This is a genomic window from Pseudomonas sp. FBCC-B35, assembly GCF_059133755.1.
In genome coordinates, this window is the sequence record NZ_CP101439.1 from 2,079,148 (window position 1) to 2,095,503 (window position 16,356).

Consider the following 16,356-nt stretch of genomic DNA (forward strand, 5'->3'; position numbering starts at 1 on the left):
CAATGCGCGATTGTTCGACGAATGGCAGCCCAGGTCAGGGAACTTATGCCCATGGGTGGCTGGTAGTTGGCGCGCCACCTGGGCAGGGCACTGAACCTTGCGCGCAGGGGGGCAGTCACAGCGCCATTGACCAGACGATTGGAGCGCCATGATGGCCAGCGACGCAACCGCCTCACTCAAACGCGTGATCACCCTGCCGTTGTTGGTGTTCTTCATCCTCGGGGACGTATTGGGCGCCGGGGTATACGCACTGGCAGGCGCCATCGCCGACCGGGCCGGTGGCGCCATCTGGGCGCCTCTGGCCCTGGCACTGTTCTTCGCCCTGTTGACTGCGGCGTCCTACGCCGAGCTTGTCAGCAAATACCCCCGGGCTGGCGGTGCGGCGGTGTTCGCACGGCGGGCGTTCGGCTCGCCGTTGCTGGCTTTTTTGGTGGGGTTCGCCATGTTGGCGGCAGGCATCACCAGTGCCGCAGGGTTGGCGCTGGCGTTTGCTGGGGAATATCTGCGCGTGTTTATCGACTGGCCTTCGGCGGTGCTGGCGCCCCTGTTTCTAGTATTGATGGCAATGCTCAACGCCCGGGGTATCAAGGAGTCGCTCAGTGCCAACCTGGTCATGACCCTGATCGAACTCAGCGGCTTGGTGCTGGTGATCGTCGCTGTGGCGGTGTTGAGCGGCCAAGGGCAGGCCGAGCCTACCCGTTTGCTGGATTTCGGCGAACAGGGCCCGGCTACTGCGGTACTGGGCGGCGCTTTGCTGGCATTTTATTCGTACGTGGGGTTCGAGACGTCCGCCAACCTGGCCGAGGAAATCAAGGACGTACGCCGGACGTACCCACGCGCGCTGTTCGGGGCCTTGCTGGTGGCCGGCCTGGTTTACCTGGCAGTCGGCGCCGGCGCCGCGTTGGTCATGCCAGTGCAGGCACTGATCGACGCCAAGACGCCCTTGATGGACATCGTGCACAACGCTGACCTGGGGCTGCCCCACGGTGTATTCGCCATCATCGCTTTGGTGGCGGTGGCCAACGGCGCCATGTTGACCATGATCATGGCTAGCCGCCTTGCCTGGGGCATGGCCCGCGATGGCATGCTGCCGCGCGTTCTGGGTCAAGTGCTACCCAACCGCGGCACACCCGGTTATGCGATAGCCGCGACCACGCTGCTGGCCATCCTGCTGACCTTTACTGGCTCGCTGGAAGTGCTGGCCGAAACCGTCGTGCTGTTGCTGTTGTTCGTATTTTTGAGCACGAACGTGGCGGTGTTGGTGCTCAAGAAGGAAAAGGTCGATGCCGAGCATTTCTCGGTTCATCCGGTGGTCCCTGTGTTGGGTATCCTGTCGTGCCTGCTGGTGCTGAGTCAGCAACCTTTCGAGAACTGGCTGAGGGCAGGGGCATTGCTGGGCTTGGGGGCGGTGTTGCACTGGCTGGCGGGCAAGGGCATTGGTCGGACCATTAGCGAGGGTGATGCGGGACAGTGACGGGGGCAAGCGATCATGTGCGAGCTTTGAATGTCCCATACTTCACTAGCCAACCGCGCCCCTGCGCAGACTTGCGCTGCTACTCATCAGGAACCGTTCAATGGCCAAAGAGATTGAAAACCCTTGCGTGTCGAGCTGCAAGCTCAAGCATGAGGTGTGCACCGGCTGCGGGCGCAGCAAGGAGGAGATACGCGGCTGGCGAAACATGAAGCGTTCCGAGAAGAAGGCGACGGTCGAGAAAGCGGCTGCGCGCTTGAAGAAGATCAAAAAGAAGGGCAAGGGGTGAGTGGTGTGCAGGGTTTGTTGACAGCCCGGAACGGTTGGTAGGCGCAATTTATCGGCGTGCGGCCTAAGCATGGGCATCAATCACCTTGGTCCTTGCCGCATGGCTCCAGGATGTCCAGCTGGCGTTCTAACTGACACGAGCGGCCAACATCCCCTCGACCTGGGGAGCGACATCGAGGTCGAACATGGAAATGAAGCTGTCCATCAACGGTGATTCGTTGTGGGTGCTCCAGCTCATGTACAGGCCGATGGCCGGGTTGGGAGAGGCGGTCACGGGGTGGATACGGCGGAACACGACCCTGTCGCGCATGATCGAGTTGGCAATCGACTCAGGCACCAAAGCAACGCCGAAACCGCAGGCCACCAAGCCTATCAAGGTATGGATCTGCGCGGCCTCCTGCACCACCTTGGGGTAAAAACCGGCGGCTTCACACAAGGCGGTCAGCTGGCTGTGATAGCCGGTACCCAGCGCTTCGGGGGTGAAGACGAAGTCTTCCCCGGCGAAGTCCCTCAAGTCGATCTGACCTTCCTTTGCCTTCGGGTGATGGGCGGGCAGGGCCATCACGATCTCTTCGTCCAGTAACAGGCGCGACTCGACGTTTTCCGCCGAGATCGGCAATTTGCGCATGAAGGCAATGTCCGCTTCTCCCGACAAATTGGCCTTGGCTTGGCTAGACGAGGACATCTCCTTGATGATCAGCTGGACTTTGGGGTAAGTCTCGCGGAACTGGCGCAGGGTACTGAGCAGTGACTCGTAATAGGCGATGGACACCGCCGTTACCGTGAGTTTGCCAGCAATGCCCTCGGACACCTGGCGTGCGTGTTCGATGCCCAGCTCAAGCGCCTTCAACGTGCTGTAGGCCGCACTCAGGAATGCACTGCCGGCGGGGGTCAGTTTGACCCCGCGCTTATTGCGCGTGAACAGACTGAACCCCAGTTTGTCTTCCAGCCGATGGATGGCTTGGTTCAACGGGGGCTGGGCCATGTGCAGGCGAATAGCGGCCTTGTGAAAGTGCAGCTCTTCAGCCACGGCGATGAATTGGCGCAGCAGGCGGGTTTCGATCATTTCTTCTGTTCCTTCATCTGAATTGATCTGAGGACGGGGGTGCGGCAAGGTTACTGGTTAACAGGCCCCCGACTAAATACTAAACAAAAAGTAGAGCTAAGTTAATCATTGGATCCAATACCCGCAAGCGGTCTCGAACAGGTCCGAGTTCGGTGGCGTGGCTTACGAATGGGCCTCAGAAGAGTAATCATCAAGAAATTATTCGGATTTACCAGCAACTTGATAGGCACCAGGTATCAACCTGCGCTGCCGTTAGTATTAAACAACGTGAACATTCATTGTTAAGGTAGGGCGGTACTCAAGCGGAAACAGACCATGAACTTTACAGGAAAGACCGCTCTTGTAACGGGTGCTGGCCGAGGACTCGGTTTCAGTTATGCGCACGCTTTGGCGACACTGGGCGCCAATGTGGTAATTAGTGATATCGGCGCAGATAAGCTGGGCGCCGGGGGCGATGGCTCCATTGCCATGGAGGCTGCGAAAGCGCTCCGGGGCAAAGGTTTCAACGTGTTGGGGCATCATGGGGACTTGTCCGGTGAGCAGGGTTGCGAGCAACTGGTGGCAATGGCCATCGAGGCATTTGGTCAACTCGATATCGTGATTCATAACGCCGGTTGGGTCGGTTATCAAGCGATTGAAGACGCTGATGCGACATTCATTGGCCGCGCCGTGGATATCAATATCTATACCCCCGTGTGGTTATGCAAACATGCATGGAAACACCTCAAACAGTCTGCTGCCGCACGGGTCGTGCTGACCTCATCCGACCGCGCGATGTACCAGCAATATGCCCAACCGGGCCTGGTGGCGTATGCCGCCGGCAAGATGGCACAACTGGGCATCATGAATGCGCTAAGCATGGAAGGCACCGAAGCCGGCATTCTCGTCAATGCTGTATCTCCAGTGGCCAAGACCCGTATGTGGGGCGTGACGGGTGAACCGGAGAATCTCAAGCCTGAATGGGTGACGCCCGGCGTGGTGTTCCTGGCGTCGCCGCAGTGCCAGGACACAGGTTATGTCCTGCGTGCCAGCAATGGCCAATTTACGGCCACGCGGTTTGTGGAAAACCCAAATGTCGATTACCCGGTCGATCTGGCCCGCGTGAAGGCCACTAGCGCCGAACAAGTTGCCCAGCGGTGGGACCACATTAAGGAGCGATGAATAGGCCTCCTCAGGAAAACCTCAAACGCTTCTTACCGTGCCAGGCCGATCTGGAGGAAAGCCCGGTCTGAGATGAAGCTCATCAGTGCCTGCGCTTCGTCGACATCAGTGGCGGCCAGATCAATGCGCTGGACCTGCATGGGCAACTGACGCGACTGTATGAATCGCCTGCGCGCATTGGCGCCCTGGCTTTGACTGAAAAGGGCAACCTGATTGTCTCCCAGCATGCTGGCGTTGCCATCCTAGGCTTTGTGTGAAAAGTCTTGAGACAAAGGTCAGGCAAAGCGAAAACAGCCGAAGGACGGCCGAAGTCGCGCTCGACTTTACGGGTTGCAAATGAGCCTTCCGACCGTGCGGCCGCTCCAGACTGTTTTCAACGTAGCCTCACCGAGTATCAAGGCGCTTGATACAAAGCCTAGTGTCCACAATCAGAGCCACCGCCGGTGTCGGGTTGAGCAGATGGGCCGCCTATGTGCGTCGCCATTCAGGTTAGGCGTAATCAAATACTACCTGAACGTACCCATTATTGGATTTCTGCTCAAAGATGTCGAAGTACTCGATACGTGCGAAGTACCTGTACGTTCCTTTGTAATCGTTCTCCCTGAGCAGCAGGTCATTGGTGATAGCCTTGCGGCCACTGGGTCCGTTGATTTCATGGAGATAGACGTCCTGTCCGTATACTTCATCACGTGAAATGGAGAGCAAGGTCCTGATGGGAGGAGGCGAACTGTCTTTGATGGTCCACGCCCATTCAATTGTTTGCGCACGCACATGGTAGGTCACGGTGAATGACTCAATGATCGGCGGCGTGATGGTGGTGGGCCGGTTTTGCTGCGCTGGCCTCAATGTGATTTCTTGATCTCGTTCGGGCGTTTGCCCAACTTGGACTTTGACGTCTTGTCCGGAGTGACCATTGACCAAGGAGGCTCGCCATGGTGCTTTGCCGGCCCCGACGGTGTATTTGTGGGGTGACTGCCACTCGCCACCCTCGACCATGATGAAGTAGTTGCCAAAATGCCCGTAGTAGTGCTGTGCATCGCCTCCATAGCGCTCTACGAAGCCGGCGGGATTACCCTCAAGCATCAGCGCGCGCCCTGCAATCCGTGCAGACATCCAATGCGTCCATGTCTTGGCCGTGAACGAATACATGAACATCGACGTGTAGGTGTACTTGTCATCACCTTTGCGTGTCCAGCGGCGTATGACCATGGCATAGCGCTCACCGGGTTTCCATGCATTCTGATTACTGGTGTGCAAACCAGTTCCTTCATTGCCGAAGTGATCCCAGTATATACCAGGTCTACCGCTGATAAGTGTTGCCTCGGGCAAGGTGTCCTCGGGCAAATCATCGGAATCCCAGATGGAGCAGATGTTGTTTCCGTAAACATCGTTACCCGGCACTAGGCTCATCTGTATTCCAGCATAACTGGGGTTCTTTCCATAGTTTGGATTCATCAGGCTCCAGTAGATGTAGCGCTGGGCCCCGGCCTGCGGCACATGTATCTCGGCATAGAACAGTTCAACCCCTTTGCGCGGGTTGAAGTGGGCGGTGATGTAAGGTCCCCACGCTGGTACGTCGTTGGCAGGCTCAGGCAGGTCAGCGTGTTCATCTCGCAATATTGCGGTCATGGACTGTGCTTGACGGGTATCCATTGAGTATTCCTCGTTATGTAAACGTCGCGATAGTGCGATGTAAGTCATGCTATTCGGATCCCTTGTGCAAACAACTGTCAGTTTTGACAGGTCTTCATCTTGCAACACGGTACAACCGCGACCTCCTGAGCTAGGTCGACCGGGGCCAGCAGGGCAGTAAGAAGAAGCCGCTGTTATGAGGGGCGCGACGTCTGTGCTGCATAACCTAATGCATCAGGGAAGTCTCCGGTCTATTGGTGGTACTCAATGCCGGTTGGTGCCCAGACCTTAGGCCCTGTGTGAAAAGCCTTGATACTCGGTGATGCTGCGTCGAAAACAGCCTAGTGCGCCAGCCCGGTCGGATTGCTCATTTACAACCCGTTAAGTCGAGCCCGACTCCAACCGTTCCTGGGCTGTTTCGCCTTGCCTGAGCTTCGTCTCAAGACACTGTTCACACGGAGCCTAGGCTCTCTGCGAAATCACGAGAAACCTAATCGTTGCCCCTTCAGCGCTGAGATTTTGTAGAGTCACACGCCATCAACGGAAGGGAACCCTGTGCTGGCAAGGCGCTACGAACTCGCGGACGAGGCCTGGGATGTGGTCTCCGATCTCTTCATCGAAACCCATGGCCGGGGCCGGCCGCGATTGAGCGACCCACTGATGCTCGATGGCGTCCTCTGGGTACTCTGCTCAGGGGCTGCATGGCGAGATATGCCTGAGCGCTTCGGTCCATGGTCAATGGTGTATCAACGGTTTCGGGACTGGCGAAACCAAGGGACTTTCGAGCAGATGCTCAAACGTCTGCACCTGGGATTGAATGAGCTGGGCTTGATCGATCTGCAAACCTGGAGGATCGAGTCAACCGCAGTACGCGCAACCGAGCCTCATCTGGCGCCGGGAAATAAGGGGGCTGACGAACCTGCCGATCACGCTCTAGGCCGCAGTCGTGGCGGCCTGACAACCAGAATCCACATGCTCTGCGACGCACCAGCCTGCCAGAAGATGCCTCAAGACTCTCAGGATCCCCAAAAGACATTTGGGCAATCATGCTAATCACCAAGTTACGAGTGAGAAATTCAATTTGTACCCCCAGAAGTACCCCTTTTTGCAGTGGTTCCGAGTGGACGATAGTGGACGCACTGAGGCGCGGTGTTGAACGTCCTATCACTCGCCAAAGCGTGCCGCCTACGCTTTGGGCTCGTCCCAGTCGCTACGCGTCGCAGCAGTCAGCGCATCCCAGTCATCAGGAGGGTTGCCGCGGCTAAGCATCTTCTCGAATACAGCGTAGGGATCGGATTTGCTGCCTGCAGACCGGAGGGTATTTTCGTCGTTGACCCATGCATAGACGATGACCTTGGATCTTGAGTCGTAGCGAAAGAACAGCCGAAAGCGCCTACCGATCTTTGCCCGCCGCCAATGTCGGTAGGCGGTGCCCAGCGTGTTGCCTTGGCGGAACTCATCACGGCCCGGGTCGGCAGGCACAGCCTCCATGATCAGATGGCTCAATGCCCGAAACAGCTTGACGTTGGCATTGCTCTCAAAACCTTGCGGGTCGTTTTGCTCGGCCCGGGCGGCGGCTTCTTGCAATTTGCGTAGCTGTAAAGTCACACCTTCATGGAACAACAGTGTCCACCCACGTCGCACCATCAGATCGCGACCTCACCATCGATATCTTCGTCCAGGTTTACGGAGTGATTTGCGTTGGCGAGCATGGTTTGCGCCAAGTCTTCCGGCAGGGTAGTGAGGTTGCGGCCGCCTCGGATATCAGCCTCCAGCAAACCCAGGAACGCACCGATGGCAGGGTCTTCGTGGGTGGTTTCTACGCGGCTGACCACGATTTCACCCCCGCGCACGTCGAATGCAATCTTGCCACCAGTGTCAATGCCCAAAAGCTGGCGAACGGATTTGGGCAGTGTGACCTGTCCCTTCGAGGTCAACGTGGCGATTTCGTGGATGGCAGGCATGAGTGTTCTCCCAGATATACTAAGCGAATGGTAAGGAATAATCCTTACGTGGTCAATCTTGGTTTCTGGCCAAGGAGCGAGATGCTGACACTGATCAGAAGAAGGGCTACGTCTGCCTTTCCACCTCGGCGGCGACATGCCAGGATGGCGTATTGACTTCAGTGCGTAGGCTTGGCCTACTCGCGGCGTCAATTCTGTAGTGTGAGCGTGGTCGCTTTTCGGCGCTTGGCACCTCGAGGTTTGCTGCCAAATTCTAGAAAAGGAGTTCTCTGCAAATTCTCGAACGACTCGCATGGCTTACTAACAAACCGGTCACTCGAGATCGGCAACACTGTTCTTTCTCAAAAGAGGATCTTATTGGACATGACAGATGTAAACGCATTGGCGCCCTATGTGAGTAATCCACTCGCTCTGGTGGCCTTTGTATTGCTGGTGATTTTGTTAGCCATGCTCAAAGTACCCGCCAGTAGTACGTTTCTCAAGGTGCTCGCCTGTATTTTGATCGTGGCCAACCAGGTTTAACGCAGTATCGAGTCAGACTCAGTCTCTGAAGCAGCGCTGCTGAGCAGCCAAATCAGGGCAGGGGATTGCTTGACGTGTTCTGCCATGGTTGTCATTGCAACCTTGAGAGGGGGAATAGTCGACACCACGACATCGTAATTCTCAGTAGGCTGTAAACGAACGCCAATGATGACACTTTTGTCTTCTTATTCGCGGGCGTAAGCAATAAAGCCATTCTCCAACGGATGCACATATTCTCCAGTCCGCACGTCGGGATAGTTTGGGGCTTTGTGGAAATTACTTCGTAGTGCAATGACTTTGGTCACGGCCTTGAAGGCCGGGCTGAAGTTGTCGGTAAGATAGTCGTAGCTCATGGCAAATAGCACGCTAATGATAAGAGCCCCTGCACCATGGAACATGATCATACTGCGCGATTGCTTGAGCTTAGCCTGAAAGCTGAGGAGCGCGGCCAAGCGGGTCATGTGTTGCCAGGCTGCTTCGAATGGCAGGCTGATCATCGCGATGACCATGATCAGTATTGCTGTCAGACCAAGGAGTATTGCCACCACAAGCAGCCACGATGGAATGTAAAATAGCAACGCGAGAAAGCCGACTGTCAGATCAAGACTTTGAGGAGGCAGCCCTAACGTCTCGGCAACCGTGAAACGCGCGCATGCTGTGGATATCAGCAGTGCAAGCAGATGCATAATGATGATGGGCGTTTTGGCGAATGGCTTCTCCCATGCTGTATGGAGCCAGCGGGCGAAAGGGATGCACCAGGCAATGAATCCGCAAATTATCAATGCAGCCGCGACCGTCGTCCCGATGGTAAGCGCGGATATGCCCGTATATTGAGAAGCTGCAATCGTGATGAGGTACGTAACTACCGAGGCGAGATAGAACCGTTGGGATACGGAATATTGTTGGAATTTGGCGAGCAGTTTTGCTTTCAGAGCTATCATTTTTCATCCTTGAACTTCTTTTCAGTGCTTCCAAATCCATGCGGATAGCAATGCTTGGCCGCCTTGATGTACGTTTTGTTCTGCCATTTGAGGTGGATGACCTCGTGGCGCCCCATCAAACTCCCACGAGTTCAGCTTATTTATGTGGGCACGAATGACGAATCAATCGGCTGGCAGACAATCCGCCACATCCCGCGTACGCCGTCTTCGACCCGAGTGCCTTCCAGTACATTCGAGCCTTCGAAGCGGTACAGCGTTGCTCTGCCGTCGAAACCTTCTGCTTGCAGTTCGTAATGCCCCAGGCCTTTTGCCTGGCCTCGGTATTGCCAGGTCTGCCCCGTCGTCATAGGAGACGGTGATAAACTCGATGTCGATCGTCACCTTGCAGGGTTGATCAAACACGCGGCACTGCCGGGGCGAAAGGTGTCCATTTTGGCGTACATGTTGGCGTCCTTGTAAAGATATCAGGAGCTGTTCAGGGCAGCTGCCAAGTACTGTTTGGGGTGGTGGACCGGATGCCGACTGCCTGGCACTGCTCCAGAATCGGCAGAATGTAGGTGATGTTGGTACGCCCCGGCTTGCCTTCTGCTCTGTAACGAGCCGCCTGGCAAAGTGGGCCTGCTTTTTCGTAGGTATGGTTAGAGCTGATTTCCACAGCTTGTGCTTGGCCGAAATGATTGTTACCGGCTAGGTAGTCCAACGTTTGCTGGAAAGCTGCTCGAGTCAGCGCCAACTGCGAGTCTTCCGACCCGGTTTCAATCACAACTCGATTTGCATCAACGGTCGTGATTCGGAAACGGGCGCTACGCGACGGTGTTTGCAGTTCCTTGCCTTGCAGGCGGCTGATCAATGCCCAGAGAGTGTTGTCGATTTGAATGATGTGCTGCATGGGATAATTTCTTTCGTTACTGAACGGACGCTAGCTTTAACCTGAAGCGATTTATGGAATCTTGATACCCAACGCATTCAGCGATGGCGTATCCATCCGGCCATTCACGGTCAGCCCACTGTCCATCTGAAAGGCCATCAACGCACCTCGTGTCGCCTTGCCCATCACCCCATCAATGGTGCCTTGGTAATACTGGCGCACCATCAGCGCGGTCTGCACACGGGTGACCAGGTTGCTTTTTTGCTCATTGGTCGCGCGGCTCTTTGAAGTGCTCGAACTTGTCCCGCTGGTAGTGCCAGACGACTGATAAAGGCTGTTGCTGCTTGAGGTGCTGCTCGAAGCACTCGGCGCGCTGTAGCTTCGGGTACTGGTAGCAGGTGGGCTGTAGTAGCGAGGTGCGCTATAGCCACCCGAGCCGCTGTAGTGAGAACTGTGCGAACTGTGGGACCGGTGTGAACTGTGTGAGCGATGTGCTGCATAGATGTTGACGGCATCTGGCGCATTGAGCGTATCGGTAAATACCGGGGGCTGAAGCTTGTCATTGGGTTGCCAGTTCGCATCGGCCAGTGACAGATGTCCCGGCTGTGCCAGGGTAGTACCTGCCATTGGCAGCAGGCTGATCCCACTGATCAGGACTTTCCAGCGTTCGAGCAATTTCACTGTGCACTCCTTGCATAGGCACTGAAGGCCTCGGTCGATAGTGGTTGTACGCCGCGGCTCTGCCAACGGTCGGTATGGGATTTGAAAAAGCCAGAGCAATGTTTGACGGCAGCGCATTGCTGGCAGGTTTCGATGAACAGGTTTTTCCAGTCCGAGATGCTCTGGCGGGCGAAGCGCGAGAGGTGGGACGGGATCAGGCACAGGGGCAAGTTGTAGATCGAAACCGGCACGCCACGGTTGGACAGGAAATACACGGTCTGGGTCAACGACCCTTGATAGTCCAGCGGGTCAATCCACAGTTCTTCATAGTTCTTCCTCGCCAGGCCGGTACTTTCGATGCCCATCAGCGCAACATGCCGCACGAAGGGCAGGTTTCTGAATACATAGTGGGCGAGCTCTGGCAAGCGTGGTGTGGTCAGGCGATTGAGCACCACGCGAATTTCGATGATCTGGTTGGCCCGCGACAGGTTATAAAGACCTTGCAGGGTTTCGCTGAACGCGCCTGGGGCCTGCACCACATGGTCATGGTCTTCGGCATTGTCGGCGTACAGGGGGATGCCCCAGCTCAACTGAGGGTGACCGATTGCAGAGAGCGCTGCGATCCAGCTTGGGTCTCGGAACAGGCGCCCGTTGCTGAGCACATGAATGGATTTCTGCGGCAAAACAGCTTTGCACTTGGCCAGGATTTCCAGCAGGCCATCGCGATAAAGTGTTGGTTCTCCGCCGCTGATACCTAGATTTTCCTCGCCCGGATCCATCAGGTCGATCAGCCGTAGGTTTTCTTCAATGTGCCAACGGTCATCGATATCCTTGGGCGGCTGCGAGCACATCAGACAGAGGCTGTTGCAACGATCGGTCATGAACAGCAGGTTGCTGTCCGAGCCTCGTCGATAGAGCACTCGCACCAACGTGTTGCCTGGAGTGATGGCAATGACATCGCCGGGCTGCACGACATCCGCATCCTTGGGAGTGTGCAGGTATGGCCGCGCGCTGTCGAAGTCGCCGATCAATGGCTCCGGGATCAGGAACCCACCTACTGGCAGCGAGAGCAGATGCGGGCTGCGTAGCCGTTCTTCGTTTGGCAGCCAAAGCAGCAGGTCATCGAACGCGGCAGTTCCGGCGCAAGCAGCCAGGCCGTGTTCGATGAACTCATCCAGCGTGATGACCTTGAGCAGTTTCGGCTCATTCAGGTGATGGATTTCGAAGTGGGTATCTTTGCGCAGCATCGCAATCAGCCCCTGTAACCCGGGATCCGGACATCGCTGTAAGAGCGCCTGTTCAACCAGGACAGCAGCACCCTCTGCACGTTGTCGTCGCCATCGCGAAGCAGGCCGAAAAGATGCTTCAGAAGACCCATGTTCTTCTTGCAGAAGCTGCTGAACGCTCGATGTCCGATCGGGTCAGCGTGGCGAGCATAGTGTTCGATGGGGTCAGCACCACAGTACGGGACAAGCGCGCAGTCGGAGCAGCCCGGCAGCGCCTCTGCTATTCCACTGGCGAGCAACGCATTCATAACTGGCGATGCGAGCAATGCTGACAAAGGTTGCTGCACGGTGCCGAGCCTCAAGCCGTCTTCACCCATTTCCAGCAGCATTCGGGCTTCGTCCGAGGGATAGACGTAACCGTCATAATTATAAACCAGCGCCGCAGTGCCAGCGCCAGCAGGGGACCGCAGGTCTACGTAGCCGGAGGAGAAGGGTGTCAGGATATTTTTCAGCAGCAGGCTTGTATAACTCTCTGAGATATATACGCCCTGTTGGTTGATATGCAGCAAATAGGCCAGTGCCTTCTTGTAGAAGGCCAGGTATCGCTCAATAGGGTAATCAAGTCGATGGGCACTCTTGGTGGCAAACCCATAAGGGCTCAGAGGCCGAAGCGAAATGCTGGAGAAGCCCTGGCTTACATACTCATCGATGATCGCTTCAGGTTGTTCGAGGCTTCTTGAAGTTAGCGTGGTCAGCGCGGAAACTGCATCATGGCCAAGGCGCCCACGGACCCACTGGATACCTTTTACAGTGCGTTCGTAGGAGTCTCGTGACGGGGTAGGGCGGTTGGCATTGTGTAAGGGCGCCGGCCCATCGAGCGAAGTCGAAAACTGGATGCGATTTTGTTCTGCGAAGTCGAGTATTTCCTCCGTCAGGTGGTGCAGCGTGGTGGTGATGACGAACTGGATATCCCTTTGTTCGACCACGTTCCGTTCAACGACCCATTCGACAATCTGGCGGACGCGCTCGAAGGCCAGTAGCGGCTCGCCACCCTGAAACTCCACAGTCAAGGCGGGAACGTTCGATTCGAACAGGCGATCGACCGCCGCCTGTGCATCTGCTTCCGATAGATCGTGGCCGGATCCTCCCAGAGGGGCCCTCGATACCTGGCAGTACTGGCAGGTGTGGTTGCAGCGCAATGTAACCACGAACAAGTGCAGTGCAGGGCCCTGGAAGAGGAAGTCCTTTCGGCTCCGATATTGCGCGGCCATTTCCGGGAACGGATCGTGGCGGCCTGGTTCGTAGATGAAGTGGCGGGCCAGCAGGTCCTTGTAAAAAGGCGTACTTGCTTGAAGGTCGAAGTAACTGAGGGCTCGTAATTGCGCGTCGTTCACGTGCATGTACTCACCGGTATCGGAGGTGAGCAGGATGTCACGCTCATTTCCCGTGTTCATGCGCATGAATCGAAAAGGCAGCAAGCGGTAGTGCTTGGCGTCTGTCGCAATCAGTGTCACTGTGAAATACCACATCCAGCGAGCGCGGCTCGGGCCAGGACTTCGCGCAACCCTACTGTTTCGCGGTTGATATGGTCGCGTAGGGCGAAGTCGTTCAGATGCTGAAGGATCAGCGAGTGAGCTTGCTCCGGGGAAAGCGTTAGCCTTGCTTCAGCGGGGTGGGCCGTGAGGCTTATCTGATTGGCTTCAATACCGACCTGGATCGTGACAGTGTCGGCCAGGGAATAAGCGGCGCGTTGCACCACGCTGAGCGGGTAGGCTGCACTGTCGAGTTTTAGCGTGACTGGCCATGTCATCGGAACCGGTCCTTCAAATCCGTTGGGAGCGTGTGGATTTTGCCGGTTGACGAGGCATTATGCCATCATAATTTTTTACATTTGCACGCATTTGTCCAGCGTGGCGGGTGGTGAGCTCACTAAGGCTCGGTCATTGAGACGGGGTAGGGTCGCGGGTTCATATCTCCCTCAGTCCACCCATTGCCATCTATAACCTGCTTGGCCTCAGGCTAGGGGCATCCTTTTCAAACCATCCATAGCATGCCGTCATATATGCCCACCAATGTAGCAATCCACTGGAAGTACATAGAGCTCCATGGTTTGTGGAAAGGCAGGAATGATCAGCCGAACAGCCTATCCGGCGGCGACTAGAGACTCTCAGGATCCCCAAAAAACATCTGAATCCTAGACCGCAACCACCGCTCCGCCGGGTCATTGTCCTGCGCCCCACGCCAGGCCATGTGCAATTCAAAGCTGCGCACGTCCAGTGGCAGCTCTTCAGCCCGCAACCCACCGGCCGCCGTCAGGGCATCGGCCGTGTAGTCAGGCACGGTGGCGACAATGTCGGTGCCGGCCAGCAGGCTGCCCAGGCCATTGAACTGCGGCACGGCGAGGACCACGTGGCGCTTGCGCCCAAGCGCCTGCAAGGCTTCGTCGATAAAACCCGACAGGTCCCCGGCGAAAGACACCAGGGCATGGGGCCGTGCGCAGAAATCATCGAGGCTGATGCTGCCCGGTACGCTGTCGGCACGCAGCAGCTTTGGCCGGCTGCGGCGCAGCACTTTGCGCTTGGCATTGGCCGGGAGTTCGCTGGTGTAGCTGACGCCAACCGAGATTTCGCCGGAGGCCAGCAGGGTGGGCATCAACAGGTAATTGACGCGTCGTATCACCAGCACGATGCCTGGCGCCTCGGCGCGTACGCGCTTGAGCAACTGCGGCAGCAGGCCGAATTCGGCATCGTCCGACAAGCCGATGCGAAACACGGCGTTGCTGGTGGCCGGGTCGAACTCGGCCGCTCGGCTGACGGCCGTGGAAATCGAATCCAGCGCGGGCGAAAGCAGGGCGAAGATTTCGTTGGCGCGGGCGGACGGCTCCATGCTGCGCCCAGTGCGCACGAAAAGCGGATCATCGAACAGGTTGCGCAGGCGCGAGAGGGCGGCGCTGATGGCGGGCTGGCCGAGGAACAGCTTCTCCGCTGCACGGGTCACGCTTCGCTCATGCATGAGCGTTTCGAACACGATCAGCAGGTTGAGGTCTACGCGACGCAGGTCGTTTCGATTCATCGGGGCGCTTCGCCAGAAAAGGAGCAGGGGTGAATATTAAGGCCAAAGGCTGGTAATCTGCACCCATCCAGGGGGCCAATAGCAGGGAAAATGCGGGGCCCAATCGATGACAGGCATGTCGACTATTAATGACCGCGGCTGGTCCGATGCGTAAAGCCCGGATAGAGTCAGTGGCAATTGATGTTTCACTAGGCGAGGTAGGCGATGTCCCGCATGATTCGGTTCCACAAGTTCGGCGCTGCGGATGTGCTCCGTTGCGAGGAGCAGGCCGAGCCGATGCCTGCCGCCGGTGAGGTACAGATCCGCGTCGAGGCGATCGGTGTCAGCTGGTACGACGTGCTCTGGCGCCAGAACCTGGCGTCCTCCCGTGCCCGGCTGCCAGCCGGTATAGGTCATGAAATGGCCGGCGTGGTGACGGCGGTGGGCGATGCGGTCGACGACATCGTGGTCGGAGACAGGGTCGCGAGCTTCCCAGCCACCAGTGCCAACGATCACCCCGTGTACGGTGACGTTATCGTCTTGCCCCGTTCAGCCATCACCCGCTATCCGGAGGTGCTGACACCGATTGAAGCGAGCGTGCATTACACGCCATTGCTGATCGCCTATTTCGCGTACGTCGATCTGGCCCGTGCAAAAAGTGGGCAGACGGCATTGGTTACCGATGCCAGTCATTGCGCGGGACCGGCGTTCGTGCAGTTGGGCAAGGCGCTTGGCCTGACGGTGTTTGCTGCGACCAAGGATGGCGAGCAACGTGATTATCTGCTCGGCCTGGGCGCTGACAAGGTGATCGTCACCGAGGAGCAAGACCTGGTGATGCAGGTAGGCAAGTACACCGAGGGTCGCGGTGTGGACATGGTGCTCGATGGCCTGGGTGGGCCGCAGATGTCGTTGCTCGGTGATGTGTTGGCCCCGCGTGGCAGCCTTGTGCTGTATGGCCTGCAAGGCGGCAACCAGACCCCATTTCCGGCCTGTGCTGCGTTTCAGAAGAACATTCAGTTCTATGTACACTGCATTGGCAATTTTACGGGCAAGCCTGAACTGGGCATCAGCCAGGACCAAGTGGCTTTGCACAGGGCGTTGCGCGATATCAACCAGTTCACGGCCGACAAGCTGCTCACCCCGCAGATCATCAAGGTGTACCCGTTCGAGCAAGTGGTCGACGCCCATCGCTACATGGATCAGTGCCCTTGCGGTGGGCGCGTGGTGCTGGACCTGATGCCTGCCTGACAGGCTGTGCGCGCAATGATGGCTCGCTTCATTAGGCGGGCGTCCACAGATCGTCGCCGACCGCATCGGGCTTGACCCGCCGATACCTATCCCAACGTTCAGCTGTCGTCGGCGTCCTGGCCGGCGGCGACTGACTGTTCCTGGCCGTTCACTCGGTTCGGCAAGTGGCCGGCGATCCTGTGCATGAATTTTATAAAAGGATAATTCCTACAACGCACCAAGACTGATACTACATAAAGTTTCAGTGTTATGGAGTTT

General features: G+C 57.0%; 17 protein-coding genes and 1 pseudogene. 7 read left to right on the plus strand and 11 right to left on the minus strand.

Translation table 11 applies throughout. The features are described from left to right. Positions 1–151 precede the first annotated feature (151 nt). Both NMB38_RS09600 and NMB38_RS09605 read left to right on the plus strand, forming a co-directional pair. A complete protein-coding gene (locus tag NMB38_RS09600; RefSeq protein ID WP_110607474.1) occupies positions 152–1,474 on the plus strand; it encodes an APC family permease in 1,323 nt (440 codons plus the stop codon). A 100-nt stretch (positions 1,475–1,574) separates the two neighbouring features. Continuing rightward, entirely contained in the window at positions 1,575–1,760 is a 186-nt protein-coding gene (locus tag NMB38_RS09605; RefSeq protein ID WP_023533540.1) for a DUF1289 domain-containing protein, read from the plus strand. Positions 1,761–1,886: 126 nt separating this feature from the next. On the opposite strand, the gene NMB38_RS09610 is transcribed toward NMB38_RS09605, so the two are convergent. Continuing rightward, entirely contained in the window at positions 1,887–2,825 is a 939-nt protein-coding gene (locus NMB38_RS09610) for a LysR family transcriptional regulator (RefSeq protein WP_132578984.1), read from the minus strand. Between the two features lie 315 nt (positions 2,826–3,140). Here NMB38_RS09610 and NMB38_RS09615 point away from each other — a divergent pair, with 315 nt between their 5' ends. Together NMB38_RS09615 and NMB38_RS09620 are read left to right on the plus strand one after the other, a co-directional pair. Further along, the gene (locus NMB38_RS09615; RefSeq protein ID WP_132578983.1) at positions 3,141–3,986 is read left to right on the plus strand and encodes an SDR family NAD(P)-dependent oxidoreductase; all 846 of its coding nucleotides are present in this window, start codon (positions 3,141–3,143) and stop codon (positions 3,984–3,986) included. 128 nt (positions 3,987–4,114) lie between these two features. Next, entirely contained in the window at positions 4,115–4,243 is a 129-nt protein-coding gene (locus tag NMB38_RS09620; RefSeq protein WP_328413882.1) for a hypothetical protein, read from the plus strand. Between the two features lie 232 nt (positions 4,244–4,475). Here the strand turns inward: NMB38_RS09620 and NMB38_RS09625 are convergent, their stop codons facing one another. After that, positions 4,476–5,639, minus strand: coding sequence for a DUF3472 domain-containing protein (locus NMB38_RS09625; RefSeq protein WP_158526966.1), 1,164 nt, complete (start codon positions 5,637–5,639; stop codon positions 4,476–4,478). A gap of 537 nt (positions 5,640–6,176) precedes the next feature. On the opposite strand from NMB38_RS09625, the pseudogene NMB38_RS09630 reads away from it, so the two are divergent. Then, positions 6,177–6,605 (plus strand): annotated as a pseudogene (locus NMB38_RS09630) (IS5 family transposase); the annotation flags it as partial. A gap of 198 nt (positions 6,606–6,803) precedes the next feature. On the opposite strand, the gene NMB38_RS09635 reads toward NMB38_RS09630, so the two are convergent. Together NMB38_RS09635 and NMB38_RS09640 are read right to left on the minus strand one after the other, a co-directional pair. After that, positions 6,804–7,265, minus strand: coding sequence for a type II toxin-antitoxin system YhaV family toxin (locus tag NMB38_RS09635; RefSeq protein WP_111475924.1), 462 nt, complete (start codon positions 7,263–7,265; stop codon positions 6,804–6,806). Then, positions 7,265–7,582 carry a type II toxin-antitoxin system PrlF family antitoxin gene (locus NMB38_RS09640; protein ID WP_110607479.1) on the minus strand — a complete coding sequence of 106 codons (318 nt, stop codon included), beginning with the start codon at positions 7,580–7,582 and terminating at the stop codon, positions 7,265–7,267. Before NMB38_RS09640 ends, NMB38_RS09635 begins: the two co-directional genes overlap by 1 nt. A 363-nt stretch (positions 7,583–7,945) precedes the next feature. Between NMB38_RS09640 and NMB38_RS09645 the strand changes: the two genes are divergently transcribed. Continuing rightward, positions 7,946–8,104, plus strand: coding sequence for a hypothetical protein (locus NMB38_RS09645; protein WP_165919268.1), 159 nt, complete (start codon positions 7,946–7,948; stop codon positions 8,102–8,104). Between the two features lie 185 nt (positions 8,105–8,289). Here NMB38_RS09645 and NMB38_RS09650 read toward each other — a convergent pair whose 3' ends face one another. The 7 genes from NMB38_RS09650 to NMB38_RS09680 all read right to left on the minus strand — a co-directional run bounded on the left by NMB38_RS09650 (position 8,290) and on the right by NMB38_RS09680 (position 14,871). Then, a complete protein-coding gene (locus tag NMB38_RS09650; RefSeq protein WP_218568218.1) occupies positions 8,290–9,045 on the minus strand; it encodes a hypothetical protein in 756 nt (251 codons plus the stop codon). 475 nt (positions 9,046–9,520) lie between these two features. Then, complete coding sequence (locus NMB38_RS09655) at positions 9,521–9,934, minus strand: hypothetical protein (RefSeq protein WP_128610551.1); 414 nt, start codon at positions 9,932–9,934, stop codon at positions 9,521–9,523. Between the two features lie 51 nt (positions 9,935–9,985). Continuing rightward, positions 9,986–10,594 carry a His-Xaa-Ser repeat protein HxsA gene (hxsA, locus tag NMB38_RS09660; protein ID WP_027915521.1) on the minus strand — a complete coding sequence of 203 codons (609 nt, stop codon included), beginning with the start codon at positions 10,592–10,594 and terminating at the stop codon, positions 9,986–9,988. After that, entirely contained in the window at positions 10,591–11,826 is a 1,236-nt protein-coding gene (gene hxsC / locus NMB38_RS09665; RefSeq protein ID WP_027915522.1) for a His-Xaa-Ser system radical SAM maturase HxsC, read from the minus strand. The genes hxsA and hxsC overlap by 4 nt, the downstream gene beginning before the upstream one ends. Then, positions 11,826–13,313, minus strand: coding sequence for a His-Xaa-Ser system radical SAM maturase HxsB (hxsB, locus tag NMB38_RS09670; RefSeq protein WP_132578981.1), 1,488 nt, complete (start codon positions 13,311–13,313; stop codon positions 11,826–11,828). Before hxsB ends, hxsC begins: the two co-directional genes overlap by 1 nt. After that, positions 13,310–13,609, minus strand: a complete 300-nt coding sequence (hxsD, locus tag NMB38_RS09675; protein WP_039612946.1) for a His-Xaa-Ser system protein HxsD — start codon at positions 13,607–13,609, stop codon at positions 13,310–13,312. The genes hxsB and hxsD overlap by 4 nt, the downstream gene beginning before the upstream one ends. A gap of 347 nt (positions 13,610–13,956) precedes the next feature. After that, positions 13,957–14,871, minus strand: coding sequence for a LysR family transcriptional regulator (locus tag NMB38_RS09680; protein ID WP_023533541.1), 915 nt, complete (start codon positions 14,869–14,871; stop codon positions 13,957–13,959). 204 nt (positions 14,872–15,075) lie between these two features. Between NMB38_RS09680 and NMB38_RS09685 the strand changes: the two genes are divergently transcribed. Then, the gene (locus tag NMB38_RS09685; protein ID WP_027915525.1) at positions 15,076–16,098 is read left to right on the plus strand and encodes a zinc-dependent alcohol dehydrogenase family protein; all 1,023 of its coding nucleotides are present in this window, start codon (positions 15,076–15,078) and stop codon (positions 16,096–16,098) included. The last annotated feature ends 258 nt before the right edge of the window (positions 16,099–16,356 follow it).

Bases quoted from the DNA above. Each gene is read 5' to 3' on its own strand.
- NMB38_RS09600 (WP_110607474.1), top strand. From the start codon at position 152: ATGGCCAGCGACGCAACCGCCTCACTCAAACGCGTGATCACCCTGCCG.
- NMB38_RS09605 (WP_023533540.1), top strand. From the start codon at position 1,575: ATGGCCAAAGAGATTGAAAACCCTTGCGTGTCGAGCTGCAAGCTCAAG.
- NMB38_RS09610 (WP_132578984.1), bottom strand. From the start codon at position 2,825: ATGATCGAAACCCGCCTGCTGCGCCAATTCATCGCCGTGGCTGAAGAG.
- NMB38_RS09615 (WP_132578983.1), top strand. From the start codon at position 3,141: ATGAACTTTACAGGAAAGACCGCTCTTGTAACGGGTGCTGGCCGAGGA.
- NMB38_RS09625 (WP_158526966.1), bottom strand. From the start codon at position 5,639: ATGGATACCCGTCAAGCACAGTCCATGACCGCAATATTGCGAGATGAA.
- NMB38_RS09635 (WP_111475924.1), bottom strand. From the start codon at position 7,265: ATGGTGCGACGTGGGTGGACACTGTTGTTCCATGAAGGTGTGACTTTA.
- NMB38_RS09640 (WP_110607479.1), bottom strand. From the start codon at position 7,582: ATGCCTGCCATCCACGAAATCGCCACGTTGACCTCGAAGGGACAGGTC.
- NMB38_RS09645 (WP_165919268.1), top strand. From the start codon at position 7,946: ATGACAGATGTAAACGCATTGGCGCCCTATGTGAGTAATCCACTCGCT.
- NMB38_RS09650 (WP_218568218.1), bottom strand. From the start codon at position 9,045: ATGATAGCTCTGAAAGCAAAACTGCTCGCCAAATTCCAACAATATTCC.
- NMB38_RS09655 (WP_128610551.1), bottom strand. From the start codon at position 9,934: ATGCAGCACATCATTCAAATCGACAACACTCTCTGGGCATTGATCAGC.
- hxsD (WP_039612946.1), bottom strand. From the start codon at position 13,609: ATGACATGGCCAGTCACGCTAAAACTCGACAGTGCAGCCTACCCGCTC.
- NMB38_RS09680 (WP_023533541.1), bottom strand. From the start codon at position 14,871: ATGAATCGAAACGACCTGCGTCGCGTAGACCTCAACCTGCTGATCGTG.
- NMB38_RS09685 (WP_027915525.1), top strand. From the start codon at position 15,076: ATGTCCCGCATGATTCGGTTCCACAAGTTCGGCGCTGCGGATGTGCTC.